This is a genomic window from Leucobacter chromiireducens subsp. chromiireducens (assembly GCF_016758255.1).
Taxonomy (GTDB): domain Bacteria; phylum Actinomycetota; class Actinomycetes; order Actinomycetales; family Microbacteriaceae; genus Leucobacter; species Leucobacter chromiireducens.
This window is the reverse complement of the sequence record NZ_QYAD01000001.1, coordinates 387,374-410,283: the sequence shown is the minus strand read 5'-3', so window position 1 is coordinate 410,283 and position 22,910 is coordinate 387,374. Positions and strand designations below refer to the sequence as shown.

19 protein-coding genes are annotated in these 22,910 nt (G+C 68.6%); 5 read left to right on the top strand and 14 right to left on the bottom strand.

Annotated features, from left to right (window positions below; translation table 11 throughout):
• Positions 1 to 24: 24 nt before the first annotated feature.
• Complete coding sequence (locus tag D3226_RS01935) at positions 25 to 1,281, bottom strand: amidohydrolase family protein (RefSeq protein WP_202380735.1); 1,257 nt, start codon at positions 1,279 to 1,281, stop codon at positions 25 to 27.
• Between the two features lie 88 nt (positions 1,282 to 1,369).
• Between D3226_RS01935 and D3226_RS01930 the strand changes: the two genes are divergently transcribed.
• Entirely contained in the window at positions 1,370 to 1,738 is a 369-nt protein-coding gene (locus D3226_RS01930) for a DUF2568 domain-containing protein (protein WP_202380734.1), read from the top strand.
• 54 nt (positions 1,739 to 1,792) lie between these two features.
• Positions 1,793 to 2,857: an LLM class flavin-dependent oxidoreductase gene (locus tag D3226_RS01925; RefSeq protein ID WP_202380733.1), complete on the top strand. Its 1,065-nt coding sequence runs from the start codon at positions 1,793 to 1,795 to the stop codon at positions 2,855 to 2,857.
• 39 nt (positions 2,858 to 2,896) lie between these two features.
• Here the strand turns inward: D3226_RS01925 and D3226_RS01920 are convergent, their stop codons facing one another.
• Entirely contained in the window at positions 2,897 to 3,856 is a 960-nt protein-coding gene (locus D3226_RS01920) for a LacI family DNA-binding transcriptional regulator (protein WP_202380732.1), read from the bottom strand.
• A 135-nt stretch (positions 3,857 to 3,991) separates the two neighbouring features.
• On the opposite strand from D3226_RS01920, the gene D3226_RS01915 reads away from it, so the two are divergent.
• Positions 3,992 to 5,242, top strand: coding sequence for an MFS transporter (locus D3226_RS01915; RefSeq protein WP_202380731.1), 1,251 nt, complete (start codon positions 3,992 to 3,994; stop codon positions 5,240 to 5,242).
• Between the two features lie 19 nt (positions 5,243 to 5,261).
• Positions 5,262 to 6,932: an amidohydrolase gene (locus tag D3226_RS01910; RefSeq protein WP_202380730.1), complete on the top strand. Its 1,671-nt coding sequence runs from the start codon at positions 5,262 to 5,264 to the stop codon at positions 6,930 to 6,932.
• Positions 6,933 to 7,012: 80 nt separating this feature from the next.
• Here the strand turns inward: D3226_RS01910 and D3226_RS01905 are convergent, their stop codons facing one another.
• The 6 genes from D3226_RS01905 to D3226_RS01880 all read right to left on the bottom strand — a co-directional run bounded on the left by D3226_RS01905 (position 7,013) and on the right by D3226_RS01880 (position 13,498).
• On the bottom strand, positions 7,013 to 8,077 hold the full coding sequence (locus D3226_RS01905; RefSeq protein WP_202380729.1) for a C45 family autoproteolytic acyltransferase/hydrolase: 1,065 nt from the start codon (positions 8,075 to 8,077) through the stop codon (positions 7,013 to 7,015).
• 148 nt (positions 8,078 to 8,225) lie between these two features.
• Positions 8,226 to 9,074, bottom strand: coding sequence for an ABC transporter ATP-binding protein (locus tag D3226_RS01900; protein ID WP_202380728.1), 849 nt, complete (start codon positions 9,072 to 9,074; stop codon positions 8,226 to 8,228).
• Positions 9,071 to 9,907 (bottom strand): ABC transporter ATP-binding protein, encoded by an 837-nt coding sequence (locus D3226_RS01895; protein ID WP_202380727.1) that lies wholly within the window; start codon positions 9,905 to 9,907, stop codon positions 9,071 to 9,073. The genes D3226_RS01900 and D3226_RS01895 overlap by 4 nt, the downstream gene beginning before the upstream one ends.
• Positions 9,907 to 10,842, bottom strand: a complete 936-nt coding sequence (locus D3226_RS01890; RefSeq protein WP_202380726.1) for an ABC transporter permease — start codon at positions 10,840 to 10,842, stop codon at positions 9,907 to 9,909. The genes D3226_RS01895 and D3226_RS01890 overlap by 1 nt, the downstream gene beginning before the upstream one ends.
• Positions 10,839 to 11,789, bottom strand: coding sequence for an ABC transporter permease (locus D3226_RS01885; protein ID WP_202380725.1), 951 nt, complete (start codon positions 11,787 to 11,789; stop codon positions 10,839 to 10,841). The genes D3226_RS01890 and D3226_RS01885 overlap by 4 nt, the downstream gene beginning before the upstream one ends.
• 29 nt (positions 11,790 to 11,818) lie before the next feature.
• The gene (locus tag D3226_RS01880; RefSeq protein WP_237462181.1) at positions 11,819 to 13,498 is read right to left on the bottom strand and encodes an ABC transporter substrate-binding protein; all 1,680 of its coding nucleotides are present in this window, start codon (positions 13,496 to 13,498) and stop codon (positions 11,819 to 11,821) included.
• A gap of 199 nt (positions 13,499 to 13,697) precedes the next feature.
• Between D3226_RS01880 and D3226_RS01875 the strand changes: the two genes are divergently transcribed.
• The gene (locus D3226_RS01875; protein ID WP_337248868.1) at positions 13,698 to 14,708 is read left to right on the top strand and encodes a LacI family DNA-binding transcriptional regulator; all 1,011 of its coding nucleotides are present in this window, start codon (positions 13,698 to 13,700) and stop codon (positions 14,706 to 14,708) included.
• 20 nt (positions 14,709 to 14,728) lie between these two features.
• Here D3226_RS01875 and D3226_RS01870 read toward each other — a convergent pair whose 3' ends face one another.
• From D3226_RS01870 to D3226_RS14555, 6 genes are all read right to left on the bottom strand, one after another.
• Positions 14,729 to 16,444 carry a 3-ketosteroid-delta-1-dehydrogenase gene (locus D3226_RS01870; RefSeq protein WP_202380723.1) on the bottom strand — a complete coding sequence of 572 codons (1,716 nt, stop codon included), beginning with the start codon at positions 16,442 to 16,444 and terminating at the stop codon, positions 14,729 to 14,731.
• Positions 16,445 to 16,688: 244 nt separating this feature from the next.
• Positions 16,689 to 17,903: an NADP-dependent isocitrate dehydrogenase gene (locus tag D3226_RS01865; RefSeq protein ID WP_202380722.1), complete on the bottom strand. Its 1,215-nt coding sequence runs from the start codon at positions 17,901 to 17,903 to the stop codon at positions 16,689 to 16,691.
• Between the two features lie 127 nt (positions 17,904 to 18,030).
• The gene (locus tag D3226_RS01860; protein WP_337248867.1) at positions 18,031 to 19,239 is read right to left on the bottom strand and encodes an N-acetylglucosamine-6-phosphate deacetylase; all 1,209 of its coding nucleotides are present in this window, start codon (positions 19,237 to 19,239) and stop codon (positions 18,031 to 18,033) included.
• A gap of 5 nt (positions 19,240 to 19,244) precedes the next feature.
• Positions 19,245 to 20,036: a glucosamine-6-phosphate deaminase gene (gene nagB, locus D3226_RS01855; protein WP_202380721.1), complete on the bottom strand. Its 792-nt coding sequence runs from the start codon at positions 20,034 to 20,036 to the stop codon at positions 19,245 to 19,247.
• Between the two features lie 140 nt (positions 20,037 to 20,176).
• Positions 20,177 to 20,851 (bottom strand): helix-turn-helix transcriptional regulator, encoded by a 675-nt coding sequence (locus D3226_RS14560; RefSeq protein ID WP_237462178.1) that lies wholly within the window; start codon positions 20,849 to 20,851, stop codon positions 20,177 to 20,179.
• Positions 20,841 to 22,730 (bottom strand): hypothetical protein, encoded by a 1,890-nt coding sequence (locus tag D3226_RS14555; RefSeq protein WP_237462176.1) that lies wholly within the window; start codon positions 22,728 to 22,730, stop codon positions 20,841 to 20,843. Before D3226_RS14555 ends, D3226_RS14560 begins: the two co-directional genes overlap by 11 nt.
• Positions 22,731 to 22,910: the final 180 nt, after the last annotated feature.

Here is a 22,910-nt window from a genome sequence, read left to right as displayed (position 1 = left end):
GCGTCGGCCGGTGAGATACGAAAGCTAGGGGGTCGCGGGCGGTGGCACCCCGGGGACGAACCCGACCCCGCGCAGCGCATCGCTCTGTCGCGGATTGCCACGGAACACCCCGGCCCGCAGCACGCCCACGATCGCAGCCGGATCAGCGAGAACTCCCGGCTCGCGCGGATCCCGGGTGAGCACCACCGCGTCGGCTGGCGCGCCGGGGGCGAGGGTTCCCGCGAACTGCGCGCGGCCCCGATCCCGATCGACCCGCGCGAGCAGCTTCGCCCCCGAACGGGTGGCCGCGAGCAGCGCTTCCTGAGCGTTCAAGCCTGCCTCACGAAGCGCATCAACCTCGAGGGCCGCGGTGCCGTGCTGATCCGGCGTGCCCGAGTCCGTGCCGACCGCGATCGGCAGCCCGGCGTCGCGCGCGCGACGCACCGCGATCGGGTGCGACCCAATTGCCTCGTCGACGCGGGCACGGAAGGCTCGGGGCAGGGCGCCCGCGGCGATCATCCGCTGCACCAGACGATAGATCCGCAGCGTGGGCACGAGGGTGAGCCCCGCGGACGCCGCAGCGTGGGCCTGGGTGTCGGTGAGGAAGATCCCGTGCTCGATGCTCGCGGCGCCCGCGGAGATCGCGTGATCAATCGCTTCGCCGCCCCACGAGTGGACCATGACGGCTGCGCCGGATCGCTCTGCGCGCGCGACCGCGCCCTGCACCTCGGCCGCCGAGAACACCGGTTCCAGGCCCGCACCGGCGGGGCTCGCGACACCGGCAGTGGCGACAAGCTTCACCCACTCCGCGCCCGCGTCTAGCACCTGCGCCACCGCCCGGTCGAGGCTGCCCGCGGCGTCGGCCGCAGCTCGGTCCAGTAGGCGCACGGAGAGCTGCACCTCCGGACGCTCTGCCGCTGGGAGCGCAGCCAGCTCGTCGGCGCTCAGGCCGCCCGCGTCGCGCACCTGCGTAATGCCGGCCGCGAGGGTGCGCGCGAGCCCCGTCGCGGTCGCGGCGCGCTGGGCTGCCGGGGGGATCTGATGACGATCCGCCTCGTCAAAAGCGTGCCACGCAGCGTGCACGTGCGTGTCGACGAGACCCGGAATCACCCACAACCCGGTGCCGTCGCTGGCGGCAGAGGCGGGCGAGCTCGGGGCCGCGGTGATGCGACTGTGGTTCCAGTGCAGTGCGCGCGGTGCGCCGAAGTCGCCGGCCTCGCTCAGCACGCGCACGCCGGAGATAGAGCCCGCCCCGGGCACTCCCGAGTGTGCGGGCCCGGTCGCCTGCCGCGCCTGGTCCATGTATGTACGGTACCGAGAGTAATTGAGATGGACCACTTGCTCAGAGTGACGCTGAACCACCCCGCACTACAGCGGGTAGACTGGGCGGGTGACCAGCACCGCTTCTCCCCAGTCCGCACGCACGGCCGCAGGCTTCCAGCTTGCCCGTGGCCTGTTCCACCTCGTCGCCATCGTTGTGATTACGGTGTGGGGCTTCCTGTCCTGGCCGCTCCCCTTCCCGGGAATCTTCACCGGCCTCGGCATGCTGGTGCTCTCGGTGCTGCTGTGGGCACTCTTCCTCTCGCCGCGCCCCGTGCTGCGCGTGGACTACTTCGCGGCCGCACTGTTTGAGCTCATGCTGCTCGCAGCGGCCGTCGCGGCGCTCCTCTCCTTCGGTATCTTCTGGGTGTGGCCCGCGCTCTTCGGTGTGGCCGGCGCGGTGGTCGGGTACCTCACGTCGCGCCGCCGCCGCGCGTAGTCGCTCGGTTCCGCTGCGCGGAATAGCCGCGGACGCGCCGCCGTTGTAGCTGGCATGACACTTCCGCGCACGGTCGCCGGCGCCTCAGCCGACCAGCTCATCCTCGGCCTCGATACGTTTGGCGACGTCACATTCGCCGCAGACGGCAGCCGCAGCTCGCATGCCCAGGTGCTGCGAGACGTGGTCGCGCAGGCCGCACTCGCCGACCGCCTCGGGGTCGACGCCATCACCCTCGGCGAACACCACCGCGACGACTTCGCGCTGAGCTCGCCCGAGATCGCGCTCGCCGCAATCGCCGGCCAGACTGAGCGCATCCTGCTGGGCACGGGCGTCACCGTGCTCTCGAGCGACGACCCCGTGCGCGTGTACGAGCGGTTTGCCACGCTCGACGCCGTGAGCTCGGGCCGCGCCGAGGTGATCCTGGGCCGCGGTTCGTTCACCGAGTCGTTCCCCCTCTTCGGGTACCGCCTCGAGGACTACGACCAGCTGTTCTCCGAAAAGCTTGAGCTCTTCGCCCGGCTGCGCTCCGAGGGACCCGTCACGTGGTCGGGGCGCCACCGCACCGCACTTGTCGAACAGGAGGTGTACCCGAAGACCGAGCAGCCGAACGGCGTCAACGCGTGGATCGGAGTGGGTGGCAGCCCGCACTCCGTGCTGCGCACCGTGGAGGTCGGCATCCCGATGATGCTCGCCATCATCGGCGGTGACCCGGCACGCTTCCTCCCCTTCGCGAACCTCTACCGCGAGACGCAGACTGAGCTCGGCCGCGAGCAGATGCCGCTCGGCGTGCACTCGCCCGGCCACGTTGCAGCCACCGACGCCGAGGCGCGCGAGCAGCTGTGGCCGCACTTCGAACGCAACCGCAACCGAATCGGGGCCGAGCGCGGGTGGCCGGCCACCACGCGCGCCGAGTTCGAACGCGAGGCTGACACGGGGTCGCTGTACGTCGGCTCGCCCGAAACCGTTGCGCAGCGCATCGCGCAGACCGTGCGGACGCTCGGCGCCGATCGCTTCGACCTCAAGTACGCGAACGGCACGATGCCGCACGCGCAGCTCATGCAGAGCGTGGAGCTGTACGGCACCGAGGTGATCCCGCGCGTGCGCGAGCTGCTGCGCTAGCTCGCAGCTCGCGCAGGGTGCCAGCCCGGGACACGCGGTTTAGGTCGGGCCGACGAGCTCCGCCATGTGCACCTCGTGTGCGCCGACCGCGACCGTGCCCGCGAGCACCCCGAGGAGCAGTTCGGCGGCGGCTCGCCCGTAGGCGCGTGGCCGGAGGTCGACCCCGACGGCTCGCGCGGCGCCGGGATCCACTGCCATCGTGCCGAGCTTGATCCCAGTGCCGTGTCCGCGGGCTTGCAGCGCAAGGGCATGCGGCACAACACTCTGCGCTACCCAGACAAGCGCATCGTGTCCGGCCGTCTCGACCTCGGCGAGCGCCCGCTTGATCTCGGCGTCCGTGGGCGCCACCGGGACGCGCAGGACCAACGACTCTGCCCCGTGCGCGCTACACCAGTCGCGGTACCCCGCCACGACGTCGCTCGCCCAGAGCGGTTCGCGCTGCTCCTCAAGCGCGGCGAGAGCAGGACGCTCGGCGCCGCGCTCGCTGAGGTCGTCGAGCACCTGCCCGATGAGACCGCGGTGGTCGGCAGCGATCGAGGCGGTGACGGCCGCGCTCCCTGGGCCGCGGTACTCGCCTACTGCGACCACAGGGACGCCCCCGAGCCCGCGCACGGCGTCGGAAAAAGTGTCGGGAGTTGGGTCAACGACAAGCAGGCCGTCCACCTCGGGGCGGGGCGATCCTCCCGTGGCAGCCGTGCGGAGGAGAAGATCGAGTCCACGTTCGGCGGCAACGTCTGCGACGCCGAACGTGAACTCCATGTAGAACGCGAGCTCGCGGAGGTCAGCCGGGAGGTGCAATCCGATCGCCCCGTGCTGCCCACCACGGAGCCGCTGCGCCGCGCGATTGGACTGGTATCCCATCGCTTCGGCCTGCGCGAGCACACGCTGACGCGTTTCTTCGGACACCCGGCCGCGGCCGTGGAGCGCGGAGGAGACGGCCGTCTTCGAGATACCGAGCGCCCGGGCAATGTCGACGATCGTCACTCCGGAAGCAGCCATAGCTCCAGCATAGGGGCCACACGGCGTCGATCCGCAGTTGCGCGCGCACGGTCTGGCACGTATATTTACGCAGTGCGGGAACGTTCCCGCACATGATCCCGCGGCCGCCCCGCCCACTCGACAAAGGAGTCACCTGTGTCCACAGCCACCCCCGCAGCCCCCGCCGGCCTCGCCGCGCTGACCGGGAAGGTCATCATGGGCTTCGTCGGCACCTGGGTAATCGCGCTCATGGCCGCGAACCTCGTGCCCGTGCTCATCGCCGCAATGGTGCAGGATCTCGGCGTCGACATCGCTACCGCGGGCGCCCTCGCCACCGGTATGACCGCGGGCTCGGCGCTCGCCATGTTCATCACGTCCCGCTTCATCGCCACCGCCGATCGCCCCCGACTCGGACGCCTCGGTCTCCTCGCAATGGTGCTCGGCTACGGGATCGCGGCCGCCCTGCTCACTACCCCGGCGGTGATGGGCGGTCTCATGCTCGGTGGGATCGGTGCCGGCATCATGATCGCGACCGGCACTGCGGCTGCATCCTCGACGCAGAATCCCGACCGCACCGTCACCACCGTGATGGTGATCAACCGGATCGGCGCCGCCGTGCTCCTCGCGATCGCGCCGCTCTTCCATAACGACCTGCGCTCCGTGCTCATCGTGATCGCCGCGCTCGGCCTGCTCGGCTTGCTCCTCGCCGGCGGCCTCCCGAACCTCCCTGCGACCGGCGCGGGCCTCCCCCGCGACACGGGATCCAGCGTCGCCGCTGCAGCCACCCCGCCCGCTGCCTCGCGCACCGTGACGATCACCGCACTCGTGCTCGCCGTCTCGATGTGCCTCTGGTCGCTCACCGAGGACATGGTCTACTCGATGACCAGCGTGCTCGCGGATCAGGCGGGACTCACGCCCGAGGTCTCCGGCGCGCTCCTCGCGGGCAAAGTTGGCGGCGGCCTGCTCGGCGCGCTCCTCGCACCGCTCGCACTGCGCTGGATCGGCCGCAGCTGGTCGCTCGTCATCATCATCGCGATCAGCACGATCACGAAGTTCATTATGATCACAAGCGGCTCCGCACTCGCTTACAGCGTCTCGATCGTCATCAGGGGCGTCATGTACGGCGCGATCCTGGTGCTCGTCACGGGCCTCGCCGCGGTAATGGACGTCACAGGCCGCGTCGGCGTCATCGTCTCCGGCTTCTACTTGGCAGGCGTCGCGTTCGGCCCGCTCATCGGCGGCCAGCTCGTCGGCGTTCTGAGCCCCATCCAGTACGCGCTCGTGGTCACCGCTCCGAGCATCGTGTTCGGCGCGGCCCTTTTCCTGATCTCGCGCTCCCGGCGCAAGTTCGAGGACGGCAATACGACCGCGCTTCCCGTTGCCGCACCCCTCGTCGAGCACGCGTAGCCCCGAAGGAAGGATCCCTATGCCCACTCAGCAGCGCCCCGCAGATCTCTCTGCTTCCCCCGCTCCCGTTCGTGTAGCGGCTCCCGTCGCCACGCCAGCCGAGCGCATCGTGGTGGGCGCGCGCGTCCACGCGCTCACTGATCTCAGCCCCGACGGAGCCCACTCGGCGGTTGCGGTCGCTGCAGGCCGGGTGCTCGCAGTCGGCACTCCCGAGTCGCTTGCTGAGCTCCGCGGGCCCGCGACCATCGTCGACGAGTTCCCAGGCGCAACGATCGTGCCTGGTCTGATCGACGGCCACACGCACATCGTGTTCGGGCTCGAGCTCACCCGCGGCGTGCAGCTCACCGACCGCTCACTCGACGAGGTGCGCGCCGCGCTCACAACGGCTGCCGCGGCAACACCCGAGGGCGAATGGGTCTTCGGCTGGGGCGTCGACCCGAATATCTTCGCAGAGACCGGATTCTCGGGCAGGATCTTCGACGACGTCACGGCTGGCCGTCCGCTCTTCCTCCGGATGCGCGATGCGCACTCCGCCGTCGTCAACAGCGCCGCGATCACGTACGTGGGCCTCACAGGCGCGGAGCGTTTCCCCGACGAGTCCGCCGTGGGCGTCGACGTCGACGGGAACCCGACGGGCTACCTGCTCGAGCTCGCAGCCATGGACCTCGTGCTCGAGCAGGTGCCGGCCGAGCCCCTTACCCGGCGCGCAGACCGGCTCACCGATGTGCTCGCCGGCATGGCAGCGAGCGGGATTACCGGCACGCACGTGATGGACTTCCACGACGGGAGCCGCGAGGTGCTCGAACTCCTCGAGGAGCGGGGCGAGCTGCCGCTCCGGTTGCGCTTCTCCCCCATGGTGCCGCCTGGCTCGAACGACGCGGCGCTCCGCGAGATCGCTGATCTCCAAGGCCTCCACGGCCGGCGCTGGCGGGTCGACGGCGTGAAGTTCATGATTGACGGGACCGTCGACAACGGCTCTGCATGGCTCGCCGAGCCCGATTGCTACGGCGAGGGGCTCCGCTCAATTTGGACGGACCCCGAGGCATACCGCAGAGCGCTCCGCTTCTTTGCTGCGCAGGGCATCTCCACAGCAACCCACGCGATCGGCGACCGCGGGGTGTCGTTTGTGCTCGATGCGCTCGAGTCTCTCGGCGAGCTGCGCGCCCGTGCAACGCACCGGATCGAGCACATCGAGACGATCCCCGACGAGACCGTGCCGCGCTTCGCGGCCCTCGGAGTCGCCGCGAGCATGCAGCCTATCCACGGTACGCGGCACACGCGCGCCGATCGGAGCGATAACTGGTCGGTGCGGCTCGGCGAGGAGCGCGCTGCGCACGGTTGGCGCTGCAAAGACCTCCGTGACGCTGGCGCCGTGCTCGCGCTCGGCAGCGACTGGCCCGTCACCCCCTACGATCCACGAGCGATGATGGCGGAGACGATTCTCCGGGTGCCCCTCGCGCGCCCCGAGTTGCTCCCGGTACAACCCGAGCAGGCGCTGTCCCCCCTCGAGGCACTCGAGGGGTACACGGTGCACGCGGCGCGCGCAATCGGGGTCGACGACGAGGGTGCGATCCGCCCGGGCGCACGGGCCGCGCTCACGGTGTTCGCCGAGGATCCGCTCGCGGTTTCCCCTGAGGAACTCGCGCAGACACCCGTGCTCGCCACCTACGTGGATGGCGTCCGGGCCTAGCGCGTCCACGCGAACGGCCGGGGGCCCGGGGCGCATCAGCGCCCCGGGCCCCCGGCCGTCTCTCCTTCGCGGGCGCGCGGCTAGGCGGTGAGCACCCGCCACTCGCCGGTCTCGGCGTCGGTGGGCATGCCGTCGAGCACGCGGATCGTGCGCGCGTCTGGGTCCGTGATGATCGTCGCGAGCGTGGCCCAGCGCTCACCGAACGCCTTCGTCATGTCGGGCACGCACGTGAGCGGCGGCTGCCCTTCGCCGGAGAGCAGCAGGCGCACCATCGCCTCGGGCGCGGTCGGCAGCCCCGTCTCCAGGCGTTCGCGCACGAGCTCGAGCCGCTCGGAGGAGTCGGGCTCGTAGAGCTCAGTTTTCTGTCCACCCAGCGGGGTTTCGTGCTGGAAGTGGTTCGTGCGCTGCACGGAACCGGCCACCTCGGGGATCGGGAACACGCCGGCCGGGCTCATCTCGACCGACACGGCCCCCGTCGCGTCCACCATCGTGAACGCGGACGACGAGGTGATGGGCGCGCTGCGAATCAGTTCGAGTGCCTCCGCGATCGTCGCACACTCGGTGAGCACCACACTCGACAGTACGTGCATCGGCACACCCTCGGGGCGGTCCTCCGCGTGGCCCAGGATGTTGAAGTGGAGCCCCAGGCCCGCCTCATTCACGCCGATCTTGCTGACAATTCCCTGCTCCGTGAGCCCGGCATAGCGATATCCGGGGCCCGTGACGGTGTGCGTGTGCCACAGCGCATCGAACTCGATGTGCCAATCCCACGTCTGCACGCCGAAGCGGTGCCCATCAATCACGGAGGTCAGCGTCGAGCACTCGTGCGCGGCCCGGTTGCCGAGCGCGAGAATCTCGGTGCGGGCGTTGAGCGCGACGACGCGGTCGAGCGGCACCCCGGATCCCTCGGCGATCCCGCGCAGCTCCTCGACGATCTCCGGGCGCCACACGCCCAGCGTCTCCAAAATGGTCTCGATGCCCGCGCGCTCTCGCTCGGGATCGACCTCAATCATGCGGAACAGGTTGGTGTACTGCTCGGCAGCCGCCGCGAGCGTGTCGCGCAGGGCGATGCCACGCGCGAGGCCGAGCTCGCGCCGGGTGCTGCCGCTCAGATCCAGGTGGATGCGGCTCGTGTTCTCGGTCATGGTGTGTTCTTTCTGAGGTTTCGGCAACGCAGTTGGTGGGCCCACGAAGCGGATCTGAAGCTGTTTCTTGCGCGCCGAGGCCGCGCCTGGCTGCCAGTGGACAGCCAGGCGCCAGCTCGTCGGCGGGCTCGGGTGACGAGGAGAGGCGCTACGGAGCTGGGGATCCCTTCGCGCTGGCCCCGAGCAGCGCGTCCCGGAGACCGCGCTGCGGCTTCCATCCGGGGCGCGGCGCGGACGCGATGAGCAGCTGGGTGTAGGGATCCTGCGGGGTGTCGAGCACCTCGTCGACGGTGCCGCGCTCGATGATCCGGCCCTGCCGCATCACCACCACGTCATCGGCAATGTCGCGCACCACCGAGAGATCGTGCGTGATGAAGAGGTAGGAGAGCCCGTGCTCCTCGCGCAGCCGCTTGAGCAGCGCGAGCACCTGAGCCTGCACGGAGACGTCGAGCGCCGAGACGGCTTCGTCGAGCACGATGATCTCGGGCTCCGCGGCGAGCGCTCGGGCAATCGCCACGCGCTGCTTCTGCCCGCCGGACAGCGCGGCGGGCTTCGCATCGGCGTGGCGCTCAGTGAGCCCCACCTCTGCGAACAGCTCGAGCACGCGCGCGCGGCGCCCGGCTCGGTCGAGGTCGGGTCGGTGAGCGCGCAGCATCTCGTCGATCGTCGCGCTCACGGGAAGCGAGCGGTTGAGCGATCCCTGCGGGTCCTGGAACACCATCTGCACGAGCTTCGCGCGCTTGCGCAGCTCACGACGGGCGGTGGTCGGCTGCACTTCGTTGCCCGAGATGCGCACGGTGCCAGAGTCGGCGGACTCGAGCCCCACGATCACACGGGCGAGGGTCGACTTGCCCGAGCCGGATTCGCCGACCACGGCGAGGCAGGTGCCCGTGCGCAGCTCGCAGCTCACATCGTCCAGCGCAGTGACGCTCGCCTTGCGGCTGAGGTGGAAGGTACGGCTCAGGCCGCGCGCTTCGATGATTGCGGTGTCGCTCATTCGCCTGACTCCTTCGTCGCGGTCTGGCCCGGGGAAGCGGGATGTCCGGCCGGGTAGAGCATGGGTCGCGCGGCCATGAGATTGCGCGTGTACTCGGTCTTCGGGTGATCCCGAATCTCGTCCGGCGTGCCAATCTCGAGGATCTCGCCGTCCTTCATCACAGCGAGGCGATCGCACACGGCGGCGGCAAGGTCGAGATCGTGGGTGACGAAGATCATCGAGAGGCCGTGCTCGCGGCGCATCTCATCGAGAATCGCCACGACCTCGGCCTGCGTGGTCACGTCGAGCGCGGTGGTCGGCTCATCGGCGAGGAGCAGCTTCGGCGAACCGGAGATCGCACCGGCAATGACGACGCGCTGCAGCATGCCGCCCGAGAGCTGGTGCGGGTAGGAGCGCAGCACGCGCTCCGTGTCCGCAATGCCCACGGAGAGAAGCAGCTCAGCGGCCTTCGCCTCGGCGTCTGCTCGGCTCATCGAGCGCGCATCGGCCATCCCCTCCACGAGGTAGCGGCCGACCGGCAGTACCGGGTTGAGGGCGCCGTGCGGGTTCTGCGCGATCAGCGCGAGGTCTTCAGCGCGGATCCTGCGCAGCTCCTCGCCCTTGGTCGCGAGAAGATCTGCGCCGTCGAGCTCGATCTTGCCGTCGACGCGAGCGCCGCTCGGTTCGATGCCGAGGATGCACTTCAGCGTCATCGACTTGCCGGAGCCCGACTCACCGACGAGGCCGAGTGCCTCGCCCTGGCCGAGCGTAAACGAGTTGCCGTGCAGGATCTCCGTCTCACGCCCGGTGTCCGGGTCGGTGACGGTGAGCACGAGCTGTTCGATGTGCAGCATCAGCGGGTCCTTCCTGCGGCGCGGCGACCGCCGAGCTGTTCGCCGACGTAGCCGAACGCGGCGACGGTGATGACGATCATGAGGCCGGCAAAGATGCTCTGCTCCCAGAAGCCCTGCTGCAGCGAGGCCTGCCCGTTCGAGACCATGAGGCCCCAGTCCGGGGTGGGCGGCTGCACGCCGAGGCCCAGGAACGAGAGGGCGGCGAGCTCGATCATGGCGTACCCGAAGTTGATCGTCATGCCGGTGAGAATTTGTGTGCGCACGTTCGGCAGAATGTGGCGCACGGTGATGAGGAAACCCGAGATGCCCTGCAGCTGAGCCGAGGCGACGTAGGGCAGGTTGCGCTCGCGCAGCGCCACCGAGCGGATCACGCGCGCCGAGTATGGCGTGAAACCGATCGCCAACGCGATCGAGGCGGTGAGCAGCGAGGGGCCGAAGATTGCGACCGCGAGGATCGCGAGCAGCATGTTCGGGAATGCGAAGAGCACGTCAAGCACGCGGCTGATGAACGCGTCGACCTTGCCGCCGAACCACACCGCGGTGAGGGCGAGGGTTGTGGCGAGGAACGCGGTGATGAGGATCACGATCGTGGGGCCGATGAGGCTCGTTCGTGCGCCCCAGATAATGCGCGAAAGAATGTCGCGACCCGACTGATCGGTGCCCATCAGGTGCGCGAGACTCCACGCCTCGTGGCGGGCGGTCACGCTGCCCTCGAACGGGTCGTAGGGCGCGATCACCGGAGCGAGGAGCGCCATCGCCACCACGAGGATGATGATCGCGAGGCTCACGAGCCCAACAGGCCCGAGGCGACGGCGCAGCAGCTGCCAGCCGGTGGTGGGCACGTCACCGCGATGCTTGCGCAGCAGCTGGACGGCCACAGTGTCTTGCGCCCGCGTGTTCGCGTCAGGGCGCTTGGTGAAGTTCTGCTCGGTCATCGCGCTGCCACTCCCTGGCTCAGGCGGACACGGGGGTCGATGACTGCGTAGAGCAGGTCGACGATGAGGTTGATGAGGCCGAAGGCCAGCACCATGATGAGGGCGATCGCCTGCACCACGGCGAAGTCCTTCTTCTGCACCGAGTTGACGAGCAGCGAGCCGATGCCGTCGAGGGTGAAGGCGTACTCGATCACGAAGGCGCTCGCGAGGAGGCCGGCGATCTGCGTGCCGATCACAGTGGAGACCGGCAGCATCGAGTTGCGGATCGTGTGCCGCCACAGCACGAGCTGCTTCGGCACGCCACGCGCAATCGCCATGATCACGTGCTCGGAACCCTGCTCCTCGCGCACCGCGGTGCGCGTGATGCGCGCCACAACGGCGATGCCCGGGAAAGCGAGCGCGATCGCGGGGAGGGTTAAGTGCCAGAGCCGGTCGACGAATCCCTCGCCCGATCCGGAGACGGGGAACCAGCCCAGGTTTGAGCCGAAGAGGAACATGAGCACGAGTGCCGCGAAGAAGGTGGGAACGGCGAAGCCAAGGTTCGAGCCGAACACCACGAGCTTCTCGAAGACGCCCGACTTGGTGGCGGCCAGCACGCCGAGGCCCACGCCGAACACGGCGATGAGGATTGCGGCGAAGAGCGCCAGGTAGAGCGTGGTGGGGAGGCGGGACGCGACGAGGGTGGTCACGTCCTGCTGCGTGATGAGCGAGCGGCCGAGGTCGCCCTGCAGCACATCAAGCAGCCAGTGCCAGTAGCGCAGCAGGAAAGGATCGTCCAGACCGTACTGCTCGCGAATTGCCGCGAGCACCTCCGGGCTGACCGTGCGCCCCTGCACGAGGAACTGCTCGGGGCTGCCCGGCGCGAGGTACATGCCAGCGAACACGATGAAGCTGGACACGATGAGCACGCCGACGAGGGCGGCGAGCCGTTTTCCAAGGTAGATCATGAGCGATCCTTTCCTGCTGCGGTCACTCGCTAGGCCGTTGCGCCGAGGTCAGCAGCCCAGGGGTAGTACAGGTAGACGAACGACGCGGGCGCACCCGTGATGCTCTCGTCCATGTACATGCGCACGGCGAGGTCGTTGATCGGCACCCACGGCTGCGCAGCCATGATGAGCGCCTCAGCCTCGACCGTCAGCTCGGCACGCTTCTGCTCGTCGGGCTCGGCGATCGCAGCATCGAGCGCCGCGTCAACCTTCGGGTCCGAGAACTTCGCGTAGTTCTGGTCGCTTCCCGTCTTCGCAACGCTGATGAGGTGCAGCAGCGGGTCCGGAGCGCTCAGGTAGTTCGTGGTGACGAAGCCGTCGAAGCCCTTGCGCGCCTCGGGGTCGGAGAAGAATGCACCGAACTGCGCGCTCGGCACGCCGGTGGGCTCGAGCGTGATGCCGAGCTCCTTCGCGCCGTTCGCCATCTCGTTGAGGATGTCAGCGTAGAAGCTGCGCTCGCTCGGGTACGCGATCTTGATCGGCTGCGAGAGGTCGACGTCCGCGCCCTCAAGCTCCGCCTTCGCGGCCTCGATGTCGTAGCTCAGGTCGGGGAGCTCAGTGTCGCGCAGCTCTGCGACGCCGGGGATCGCATCCCAGGCCGACTGCGGCACGACCGAGCGCGCCACGGTGCCAGTGCCCTCGTAGACCGTATCGGCGATTGCCTGGCGGTCAGTCGCGCGGGTGAGCGCACGACGCACGACGGGGTTCCCGAAGAGGCCCTCGCCGGTGGAGATGATCGCCATGTCCTGCATGCCCTGGCCCGAGTAGAGCGTGCCGCTCGTGCTGCTCTTCAGCTGGCCCAGCGCGGGAAGCGGAACGTCGTACGAGCCCTGGATCTCACCGGTGGCGAGGCCGTTCGCGATGGCGGTCGGATCAACGACGAAGCCGATCTCCACCTGCTTCGCGTGCGCCTGCTTGTCAGCGTTCCAGTAGCCGTCGAAGCGGTCGAGGGTGATCGACTGCCCCTGCTTCCAGTTGCCGGGCGTGAACTGCAGCGGGCCGGTGCACATGACGCCGGTCTCCGGGTTGCCGTAGTTTTCGCCAGCCGCCTTGCGCTGCTTCTCCTGCACGACCACACCGATCACGGTGCTGAGTGAGGAGGGCAGGGTGTAGTCGGGCGTCTTGAGTTCGATCGTCAGCTCGGCGTCGCCGCTCGCAGCAACCTTCGCGATGTTGGCGACGGTGCCGCCGCCCCAGTAGCTGCCCTCTGCGGGATCGATGTGGCGGTTCAGGGAGAAGACCACGTCCTGCACGGTCATCGGGGTGCCGTCCCAGAACGTCACGTCATCGCGGATACCGAGGGTCCAGGTCTTCCCGTCCTCGGTGTTCGCCTCGGTGGCCAGGTTCGGCTGCACCGAGAAGTCGGGCTGCATCTGGAACAGCGGCTCGCAGAGGTTCGAGACGATGGTGTTCTCGGGGTAGTTGAATGCCTTGACCGGGTCGAGGCTTGCGAGCTCACCGTAGGTGGAGTTCCAGGTGACCTTGTCGGCGTCGGCCGCCGGGGCCGGGGTGGTCTGCAGCAGGGCGTCTTCAGCATTCGAGCCGCCGGCGTCTCCGCCACGGCTGCCGGAAGCGCAGCCGGTGAGCGCAAGGCCCGCGATGGCGAAGAGGGCGATCGATGCCCGCATCGGTGCGAGTTTCACGTTGTTCTCCATTCGAAGTTTCGTCATTGAATCTCCTTGGCCCGGCGCGATGCCGAACGAAGACCCACGCAGGATGCTAACACCCAAAACGATTTGTGCAAAACGGTTTGGTTTTCACGTTTCGGTAACGGATCGGGGCCCGACCCCCCTTCCGAGACCACCTTCCCCAGCTCGGAAGGGCTATCCTGGCGAGGTGCAGCGCAGCGGGAGACCGACGATCAAAGACGTGGCCAAGGCGGCCGGCGTCTCTCCGACGACCGTGTCACACGCCCTCAACGGCAAGGGCGTTGTGCGCCGCGAGACCGTCGAGCGCATCGAGAAAGTGGCCGACGAGATCGGGTATCGCCCCAGCCCCATCGCCCAGGGCCTGCAGAACTCGCGGCTTGGCCTCCTCGCACTCGTCATTCGCCCGCTGCACAGTCTCGACACGTTCCTCCCCGAGGGCGTTGACTACTTCCTCCGTATGGCCGGAGCGGCCTCACTCGCAGCGATGGAACACGGCTACAGCATGATGCTCGTCGACGACCCCACTCGTCCCGATGCTCCCCTCAGCGCGACCGCCGCCGATGCCTACATCGTCACCGAGCCTTTCGCCAACGATCCGGTGCTCACCATGCTGTCCGAGCGCCACATCCCAGTCGTTTCGGTCGGCTCCGATCCCGCGCGCCCGGGCCAGTTCGTGGAACTCGCCACCCGCGATTGGGAGGAGGCGATCCTGGTGCTCGATCACCTGCGCGAGGCTGGCGGCACTCGCGTCGCCCTCCTCACCGGCACGGACGAGAACGCCTGGAACCGCGAGTCGGAAGACGCCTACCTCGAGTGGTGTGCGCGTCACGGCCAGTCCCCCGACATCGCCGCGTTTCCCGAGAGCGAGGGCGAGCGCGCGGGCGAGGCCGCCGCGGAGCGCTTCTTCGGCGCTCGCGGCACGCACCCCGACGCCATCTTCTGTCTCACGGGCCGCCACGCGGCGGGCCTCAATGCAGCAGCCGCGGCGAGGGGCATCAGTGTGCCCGAGGAGCTCTTGATCGCGGCAGGATCCGGCGCGATCCAGAACCGCATGTCGACGCCGAGCGTCACCACCCTCGACCTCCACCCGGAAGGGATCGCTGCCCGCGCGGTCGAGGTTGCGGTACATCTCGCGGAGGGTCGCGCACCGAGTGGGCCGCTCGAGGTGCCCACGGCAACGCTCGCGGTGCGTGATTCAACGAGCCGCGCCGCGGGTGTGCCTCGCTCGTAGCCCGCCCTGTGGGAAACGGGTCAGCGCACGCGCGCCGGCCCGCCCCCAAGCACCGCATCGACGATCGCCACCCCAAACACGATGCCCTGCCCCACGGTGGCGCCCGCACCGGGATACACCTCGCCGAACGCATTCGCCGCGGTATTTCCCTGGGCGAAGAGTCCTGGGATCACCTCACCCTCGTCCGTGAGCACACGCCCCGCGCCATCGGCACGCAATCCTCCGCAGGTCCCGAGGTCTGAAAGCACCACCTCAACCGCGTACAAGCGGCTCCCGTCGAGGCCGCGCAGATTCGGGTTCGGCGTGCGAGTGGGGTCGCCGTAGTACCGGTCGTAGGCAGAGTTCCCCCGCTTGAAGTCTTCGTCGATCCCCGCTCCCGCATTCGCGTTGAACCGTCGGAACGCGGTCTCGAACGCGGCGATGGGCACGCCCATGGCGCGCGCCAACATCGCGGGCGACTGGGCCCGATGCGCGATCCCCGCTCGGTACCAACTGCGCGGCAGCGGCATTCGGGGAAACACTTGCCCGGCGAAGAGGTAGTCATTGCGGTACCGCTGATCGAACACGAGCCACATCCGGCCCACCGGGTCCCCTGCGGCCTCGCGTCGCAGCACTTCCTGCCCGAACGCCATGTAGTTCAGCGCCTCGTTGATGAATCGTTTTCCGCTCGCGTCCACCATGAAGGAACCGGGAAGCGAGCGTTCCGCGAGCAGGATCTGTGGCCCCGCACTTTCGTCCACGGGGGCAATCGCGGGGAACCACCATGCCTGATCCATATGACGCAATCCTGCGCCCACCTCCTGCCCAATACGGATCGCGTCGCCCGTGTTCCCATCCGCTCCCAAGCTCACGTCACGCACGAGTCCGGGCGACTGGTAAGCGCGCCGCATCTGCATCTCGTGGTCAAAACCGCCAGCTGCGAGCACCACTCCCCGCCGCGTAGTCACGGTCACCTGCCGCGCCCCCTGCTGCACCACGGCCCCCGTCACCCGCTCACCATCCCGGATAAGTTGCATCAGCTCGGTCTCGGTGAAGATCGGGATCCGGGCGTTCAACACCCCCGCAAAGAGCCCACCGGCAAATGCCTGCCCTCCCGCCGCATAGTCCCTCCCGAGGAGCTTGCCCCCGATCCCCTGCACCGCTCGCCTGATCGCGCGCGGCAGGACGCGCAGCGGCAAGCGCGCGATCAGGTTCAGCCATTTGTAGTCCGCCCCGGTGACCGGCATGGGAAACGGCGCCGCCATCGCCGCAGGGCGGAAGCGTGTCCGCTCGGTGCCGAGTCGAGCGAGGTCAAACGGTCGCGCCTCCACCGAACGCCCCGCGGCATTGCCGCCAGCGCGCTCGGGTTGGTAATCGGAGTAGCCCCGAATCCACCGAAAGCGCAACGGGGTAGTGCGCTCGATCATGCGCACGGCCTCGGCGCCGTGGTCCAGATAGGGGCGCCACCGCGCGGGCGGGCTCGTGCCCTCCACCACGGTTTCGATGTATTCGGCACCACGCTCGAGCGAATCGACGGCCCCGTCGCGCTCAAGCACGGGGTTTGCGGGGATCCAGAACGCTCCGCCCGATCTCGCAGTCGAACCGCCCACATACTCGGTCTTCTCGATCACCGCGACGTTGAGCCCCCGCTCGTGGGCCGCGAGCGCCGTTGCAAGTCCGGTACCCGAGCCAACGATCAGCAGATCAACCGTCATTTCCTCGATTGGGCGCGGTGCGGGAATGGTCTGCGCACGCATCATCCACCTCCAGGTGAGGGAACGGCGGGCCGGCTCTGGCCCGCCCTTCCAGGCTAACCCGCGCGCCGCGCTCTCGCTAGGACGCGGTGATTGCCCTGATGAGAAGGTGTCGCACACGCCGAGAAACGGCGAAAGCCCGCCGCACCTCCCGCGAGGGGATGGTGCGACGGGCTTCCGCGTTTTGCCTATGCCAGCTCGCGCAGTGGCGCGACCAGCGCCTGGCGCAAAACGCTCCGCGTTTTGCCTATGCCAGGCGCTGCTGCAGGTTCTCGTCGATCGCGCCGAGGAACTCCTCGGTCGTGAGGAACGCCTGCTCCGGGCCGACGAGGAGCGCGAGGTCCTTCGTCATCTTGCCCGACTCGACCGTCTTGATGACCACGTCTTCGAGCGTCTCCGAGAACTCGATGAGATCCTGGTTGCCGTCGAGCTTGCCACGGTGGGCAAGGCCACGCGTCCACGCGAAGATCGACGCGATCGGGTTGGTGGAGGTCGGCTTGCCCTGCTGGTGCTGGCGGTAGTGACGCGTCACCGTGCCGTGTGCGGCCTCAGCCTCAACGGTCTGCCCGTCCGGCGTCATCAGCACGGAGGTCATGAGGCCGAGCGAGCCGAAGCCCTGCGCAACCGTGTCCGACTGCACGTCGCCGTCGTAGTTCTTGCATGCCCAGACGTAGCCGCCCTCCCACTTCATGGCCGAAGCGACCATGTCGTCGATGAGGCGGTGCTCGTAGGTGAGGCCGAGCTCGTCGAACTGCGCCTTGAACTCTGCGTCGAAGACCTCCTGGAAGATGTCCTTGAACTGGCCGTCGTAGGCCTTCAGGATCGTGTTCTTCGTCGAGAGGTAAACGGGGTACTTGCGCGACAGGCCGTACTTGAACGAGGCGCGAGCGAAGTCGCGGATCGACTCGTTGAAGTTGTACTGACCCTGGATCACGCCGCCGCCCTCGGGCAGGGTGACGACCTCGAACTGCTGCGGCTCCGAGCCGTCAGCGGGCTCGAACGTCATCGTGACCTTGCCGGGGCCGGCCTTGAAGTCGGTCGCCTTGTACTGGTCGCCGTGCGCGTGACGGCCGATGATGATCGGCTTGTTCCAGCCGGGCACCAGGCGGGGAATGTTCGAGATAATGATGGGCTCGCGGAACACCACTCCACCGAGAATGTTGCGGATCGTGCCGTTCGGGCTGCGCCACATCTTCTTGAGGCCGAACTCTTCTACGCGCGCCTCGTCGGGGGTGATCGTGGCGCACTTCACGCCAACGCCGTGCTTCTTGATCGCGTTCGCCGCGTCAATCGTCACCTGGTCGTCGGTCTCATCGCGGTGCTGAATGCCAAGATCGTAATACTCGAGCGTGAGGTCGAGGTACGGATGGATCAGCCGATCCTTGATGAACTGCCAGATGATGCGGGTCATCTCGTCGCCGTCGAGTTCGACGACGGTGCCTGCTACCTTGATCTTCGCCAACGCTTCTCCCAGTGTCGTATTGTGTGAGCTCGGAGGCGCGCGGCTCAGTGTGCGCCACGCGCTGAATTCATGCGGGCGCTGCGCAACACGCGCGCCCGGGGTGGGTCCGGTAGGACCACCCTCCACTCTACCCGAGTTCTGCTGAATATCTCGGCGTCGAGATATTTTCTCGAACGGACTCGCCCGCTGAAAACACGTGCACGATCTGTAGTTCCGCGTCGAGCGCCACGTAGTCCGCGCGAAGCCCCGGCGCGATATCGCCCACTTCTGCCCACCGAGCGGCGCGCGCGGGCGTCGTCGCAGTCATGCGCACGGCGGCTTCGAGTGCGGCGTCACTCCACCGCGGCTCGGCATGCGCACCGGCAGCCTCGGGCGCGCCGCCCACCGCTCCACGGAAGAGTGCGTCCATCGTCACGGTGCTCCCGGCAATGGTCTCGGTTCCCGCGAGGCGCGCAACGCCGCCTGCGACCGTCACATCAAGCACCCCCAGCCGGTACTCGCCGTCACCACAGCCTGCCGCGCCCATCGCATCAGTGACGAGCGCCACGCGATCCGGCCCGGCCTGCGCGGCGACCCAGTGCGCGAGCGCATCATCGAGGTGCGTGCCGTCCGCGATGAGCTCCACGATCACGCGCGGGTCCGCCAGCAGCGCGAGCACGGGGCCGGGCGTGCGGTGGTGGAGCGGCGGCATCGCATTGAACAGGTGGGTGGCCACCGTTGCGCCCGCGTCAATTGCGGCTCGCACGGTCGCCGCGTCGGCATCGGTGTGCCCAATGGCCACCACGACCCCTGCCGCACGAAACCGCTCGATCGCCGCAATCGCTCCGGCCAGTTCGGGCGCGAGCGTCACCATGCGGATCGCGCCCGGGGCCGCGGCGAGCAGGGCGTCGATTTCGCGGAGATCAGGATCGCGAAGCTGCTCAGGGTCGTGCGCGCCAGCCCGGGCGGGGCTGAGCCAGGGCCCCTCGAGATGGATCCCACCCAGGGTGCCGTCCGCCACGAGCGGCGCGAGCGCAGCCAGCTGTGCCCGCAGTGTGTCCGGTGACGCAGCCACCAGGCTCGCCATGCTCTGCGTGGTGCCGTGGGCGAGGTGGGCGGCTCGCGCCGCGCGCGCGGCTGCTGCAGTGCCCGTCGGGTAATCAGCCCCACCCCCGCCATGCACGTGGATGTCCACAAAGCCGGGAACGAGAATCGCGGAGCCGAGATCGTGCGTCGGGGTGCGGGGCGGGGCGCCCGCACCGAGCGCGACCGTGCGCCCGGCCGCAACCTCGACCCAGCCGGGCGAATAACTCGCCGTGCTGGTGACCACCCGGCCGGCCGCGATGATCTCGCTCACCGTGGCTAGACTCCGGCGGTCTCGCGCGCAGCAGGCTTGTGCCGCTGCACGTGCTCGTAGTAATCCACCAGGCGCAGTTTGCTCGCCGCGGCGCGGTCCACGATCACGGTGGCACGCGGGTGCAGCTGCAACGCGCTCGCGGGGCAGATGCTCGCAACGGGCCCCTCGATCATCGCGGCAACGGCGTCGGCCTTCCCCTCCCCCTGCGCGACAAGCAGCAGCTCGCGCGCGTCGTGGATGGTCCCGAGTCCCTGCGTGATGCAGTGCAGCGGCACCTCGTCGAGGCTGTCGAAGAAACGCGCGTTGTCCTCGCGGGTCTGCGGCGCGAGCGTCTTCATCCGCGTGCGTGACGCGAAGGAGGAGCAGGGCTCGTTGAAGCCGATGTGACCGTTCGCGCCAATGCCAAGCAGCTGAAGATCAACTCCGCCCGCCGCGCCGATCCGGCGCTCGTAGTCGGCGCCGGCCGCCTCGAGGTCCGCCGCGCTGCCGTCGGGCACGTTGACCCGCGCGGGATCCAGGCCGAGCGGCTCGGTCACGGTGGTGCGGATGACCTCGTGGTAGCTCTCCGGGTGGGTGAGCGGCAGGCCGACGTACTCGTCGAGTGCGAAGGCACTGACCTCGGAGCAGTCGAGTTCACCGGCTCGTACACGGGCCGCGAGCGCCTCGTAGGTTCCGACGGGTGAGGAGCCGGTCGCGACCCCGAGCACGGCGCTCGGCTTCTGGGCGATGCGCGCGGCGATGAGCTCAGCCGCCTGCTCCGCGACCGCTGCCGCGTTCTCCACGATGATGACGTCCACTCAGTTCCTCCATGCGGTTCGGGGCTGCACCGGTGCGGGCGCAGCGAGCGTCACAGCGGCGGATGTCGCTCGGCGCAGTTCACGACCAGAATACGGGTCGGTTCGGCGGGCACGCGCCATCGGACAAGAGCGCGTCACGCTCACTCCCCCGCACGCGAGGCCACGCCGGGCGCGAGTCGCGGCGCGAGCTCGCCACGAGAACTCACGCCGAGCTTACGCATCGCGCGCGCAAGATGGTTCTCAACGGTGCGCACGCTGAGCGACAGTCGGTCGGCGATCTCACGGTTCTGCATTGAGGCCGCAAGCATCGAGATTTCGCGTTCACGCTTCGTGAGCTGCGGCCCGTTCCGATCAGAGGCCCCGGCGTCGAGTGCTGCCGAAACGTCGGCGGCGAGGAGCGCCCGCAGTTCGCGAATGGTGTCGCTGAGCAGCTCGGCATACTGGTCGTTGCCGCCATTCGCCGCGGCGGGCCGTTTCCGCAGGATCGCAGAGAGCAACGAGAGCGATGTCGAGATCTCCGCGTCGAGGGAGAGTCGCTGCGCAAGCTTTGGCAGCTCGGGATCCTCTTCGAGCGCGCGACGCACCAGCTGCATGATGTCGGGCTTGCCGTGCGTGGAGGTGTCAGCGACTCGTTCGAGCTGTGCGAACACCTCGATCGTAGGTCGCTCAATGAAGGCGATGACCGCGTACGTCCACGCCGCGTCCGGGAGCAGCACCTCGCGGCAGTGCACGGCGATGCGCAGCAGCAGCTCCACCGCGCCGTCTGAATCGCCGTCGACGAGCAGCTCCACCGCGGTAGCGAACTCAGGGTGCATAGCTGGAAGCGGGCCGAAGATTCCCGGGTAGCGGGCGGTCTCGGCGAGGACCGAGCGCGCAAGCTCCGCCTCGCCCCGCAAGTAGTGCAGGTAGGCGGCCCAGCGCAGCTGCGCCAGGAAGTAGTCGGCGTAGGCAAGGCTCGGCGTGCCGATCGCGAACGTCGCGCTGACCGTTTCCGTCGCGAGCAAGTCGCGGAATGTCGAGGCTTGCTGCTGCGCGAGGAAGTAGGCGGAGATCGTGATGCGCCGGTAGTCCTGCGTCGCACGCGCCGCTGCGAACTCCGCGCTCATACTCATCCGGCCGCTCGTTGCGCGAGCGGGTAATCGTGTTGCCGATCCCCGCGATGACGAACTGCAGCTGGTGCGCCGAGTCGAGCCGGTCGAGCGGCAGCTCCTCATGGATCCGACCCGAAATAACGCCGATGAAATGGTGGATCGCGAGCGAGAACCCGTCGCTCAGCTGCTCGGCACGCTGCCACCACGCCTCCACGTCAGGGTCCATCCCCATGCGCGAGAAGATCAGGTAGGCCTCGAACGCGAGTCGCGCAGTCGGGTTCGACTCCGCAGCCACAGCAGCGCGGAGACGGGCGCGCGCGTCCTCTCGATTCGCCTGGGTGTCCCAAAAGAGCCGGTGCATGCCCAGGCGAATCGCCATGGGGCTGCCACCCCCGCCAGCCGTGCGCTCGAACACCGCCTCGGCGCTCGTGATGTAGCCCTCGGTCGTGATGAGTCTGTCGAGGTAGGCCACCGCGTGCTCGTTCGACGGGTCGCTCCGCCACTCCCGTGTCGCGCTCGCGAGCTCGGTGTCGCTCGCGGCCCGCTGGAAGCGAGCAATTCCCGTGCCGAGGTTGTGCGCGCGGTCAAACGTCTCGGCGCGCGCGAGCATCTCCGTCGCGCCGGCGCCCGCCCGCTCCTGCGCCTCAGTGTCGCCCAGCTCGCACAGCAGCCCGAGCGCCTCGTAGTGCAGCGGATCGATCGGCTGGTGCTGAAAGTAGTCGGTGATGAGCGACGGGCGCGGCGCGACGTGCGCAACACCCTCGGTATCCGCGAAGGTCGTGAGCAGACCGTGCTGCGCGAGCCCGATCAGGGGTTTTGAGGCGATCGTGTGGAAGCGCTCCACGATGACGCTCTCGGCAAGCGCGAGCGCGTGGAGCGCCCGGAACTCATCGCGCTCAAGGCCGAAAATGAGCTGCTCAACGCTGCTGCGCAGGTGCACATTCCAGAGCGACTCGGCGACGAGCGCCCAGCCGCTCTCCTGCCGCACGATCTTGCCCTCCCGGGCAGCGCTGCGCAGGATCGCCACCGCGATACCGGTGAGCCCCGAGGACATCGCGAGCACTCGCGAGAGCACTTCTGGTTGCGCGGGAGCGCCGAGGACGCGCTGCGCGAGCAGACTGATTTGCGCGTAGCCGAGCGGATCAAGCTCGAGACGTGCCTCGGTGCGGATCTTGTTCGTGGCGGCGCGGCCCTGCGCGTCGAGCATCACGAAGGGCGGGGCTGACAGGACCGTGGGGATGTCCCGCCGAGCCCGCGAGTGCTCGATGAGGTAGGCGGACTCCAGATCGAGGTGCTCAGCGTCGTCAACCAGAATCACGGGCCGGGCAGCGGCGTCGAGTTCTGCCGCCAGCTCGTCAGAAATATCGCTCTCACTCTGCGCCCCACGGAGGCTCACGAGGCCAGCTTCACGGAGCGCGACGTACGGCTGGTTGCGGAACGCACGCCGGCCCGTCACGCGGAACGCGGTGAAGCCACGCGCCTCCATCGCCGTGGCCACCTGCTCGAGCAGAAACGTGCGCCCGGTCTCGCGCGGGGCGACGAGGCGAACCGAGGATCCCTCAAGCAGCGATGCCTGAATTTCTCGTATTTCGCGTTCGCGCATGCGGTTCTCCCACCCCTGGTGATTCTGCCCCAGCACAACCGGAGCGTCTGCCTGCACTGTACCGCGCACCGTCACCGAGCGCAGATTTTTTCGCCGGCCCCCGTGCTAGCCTGAGCCCGCCCAACGACGGGCGTGGCGCTCACACGGGCGCCATCTTCTACAACGGATCGTCCGGCACGT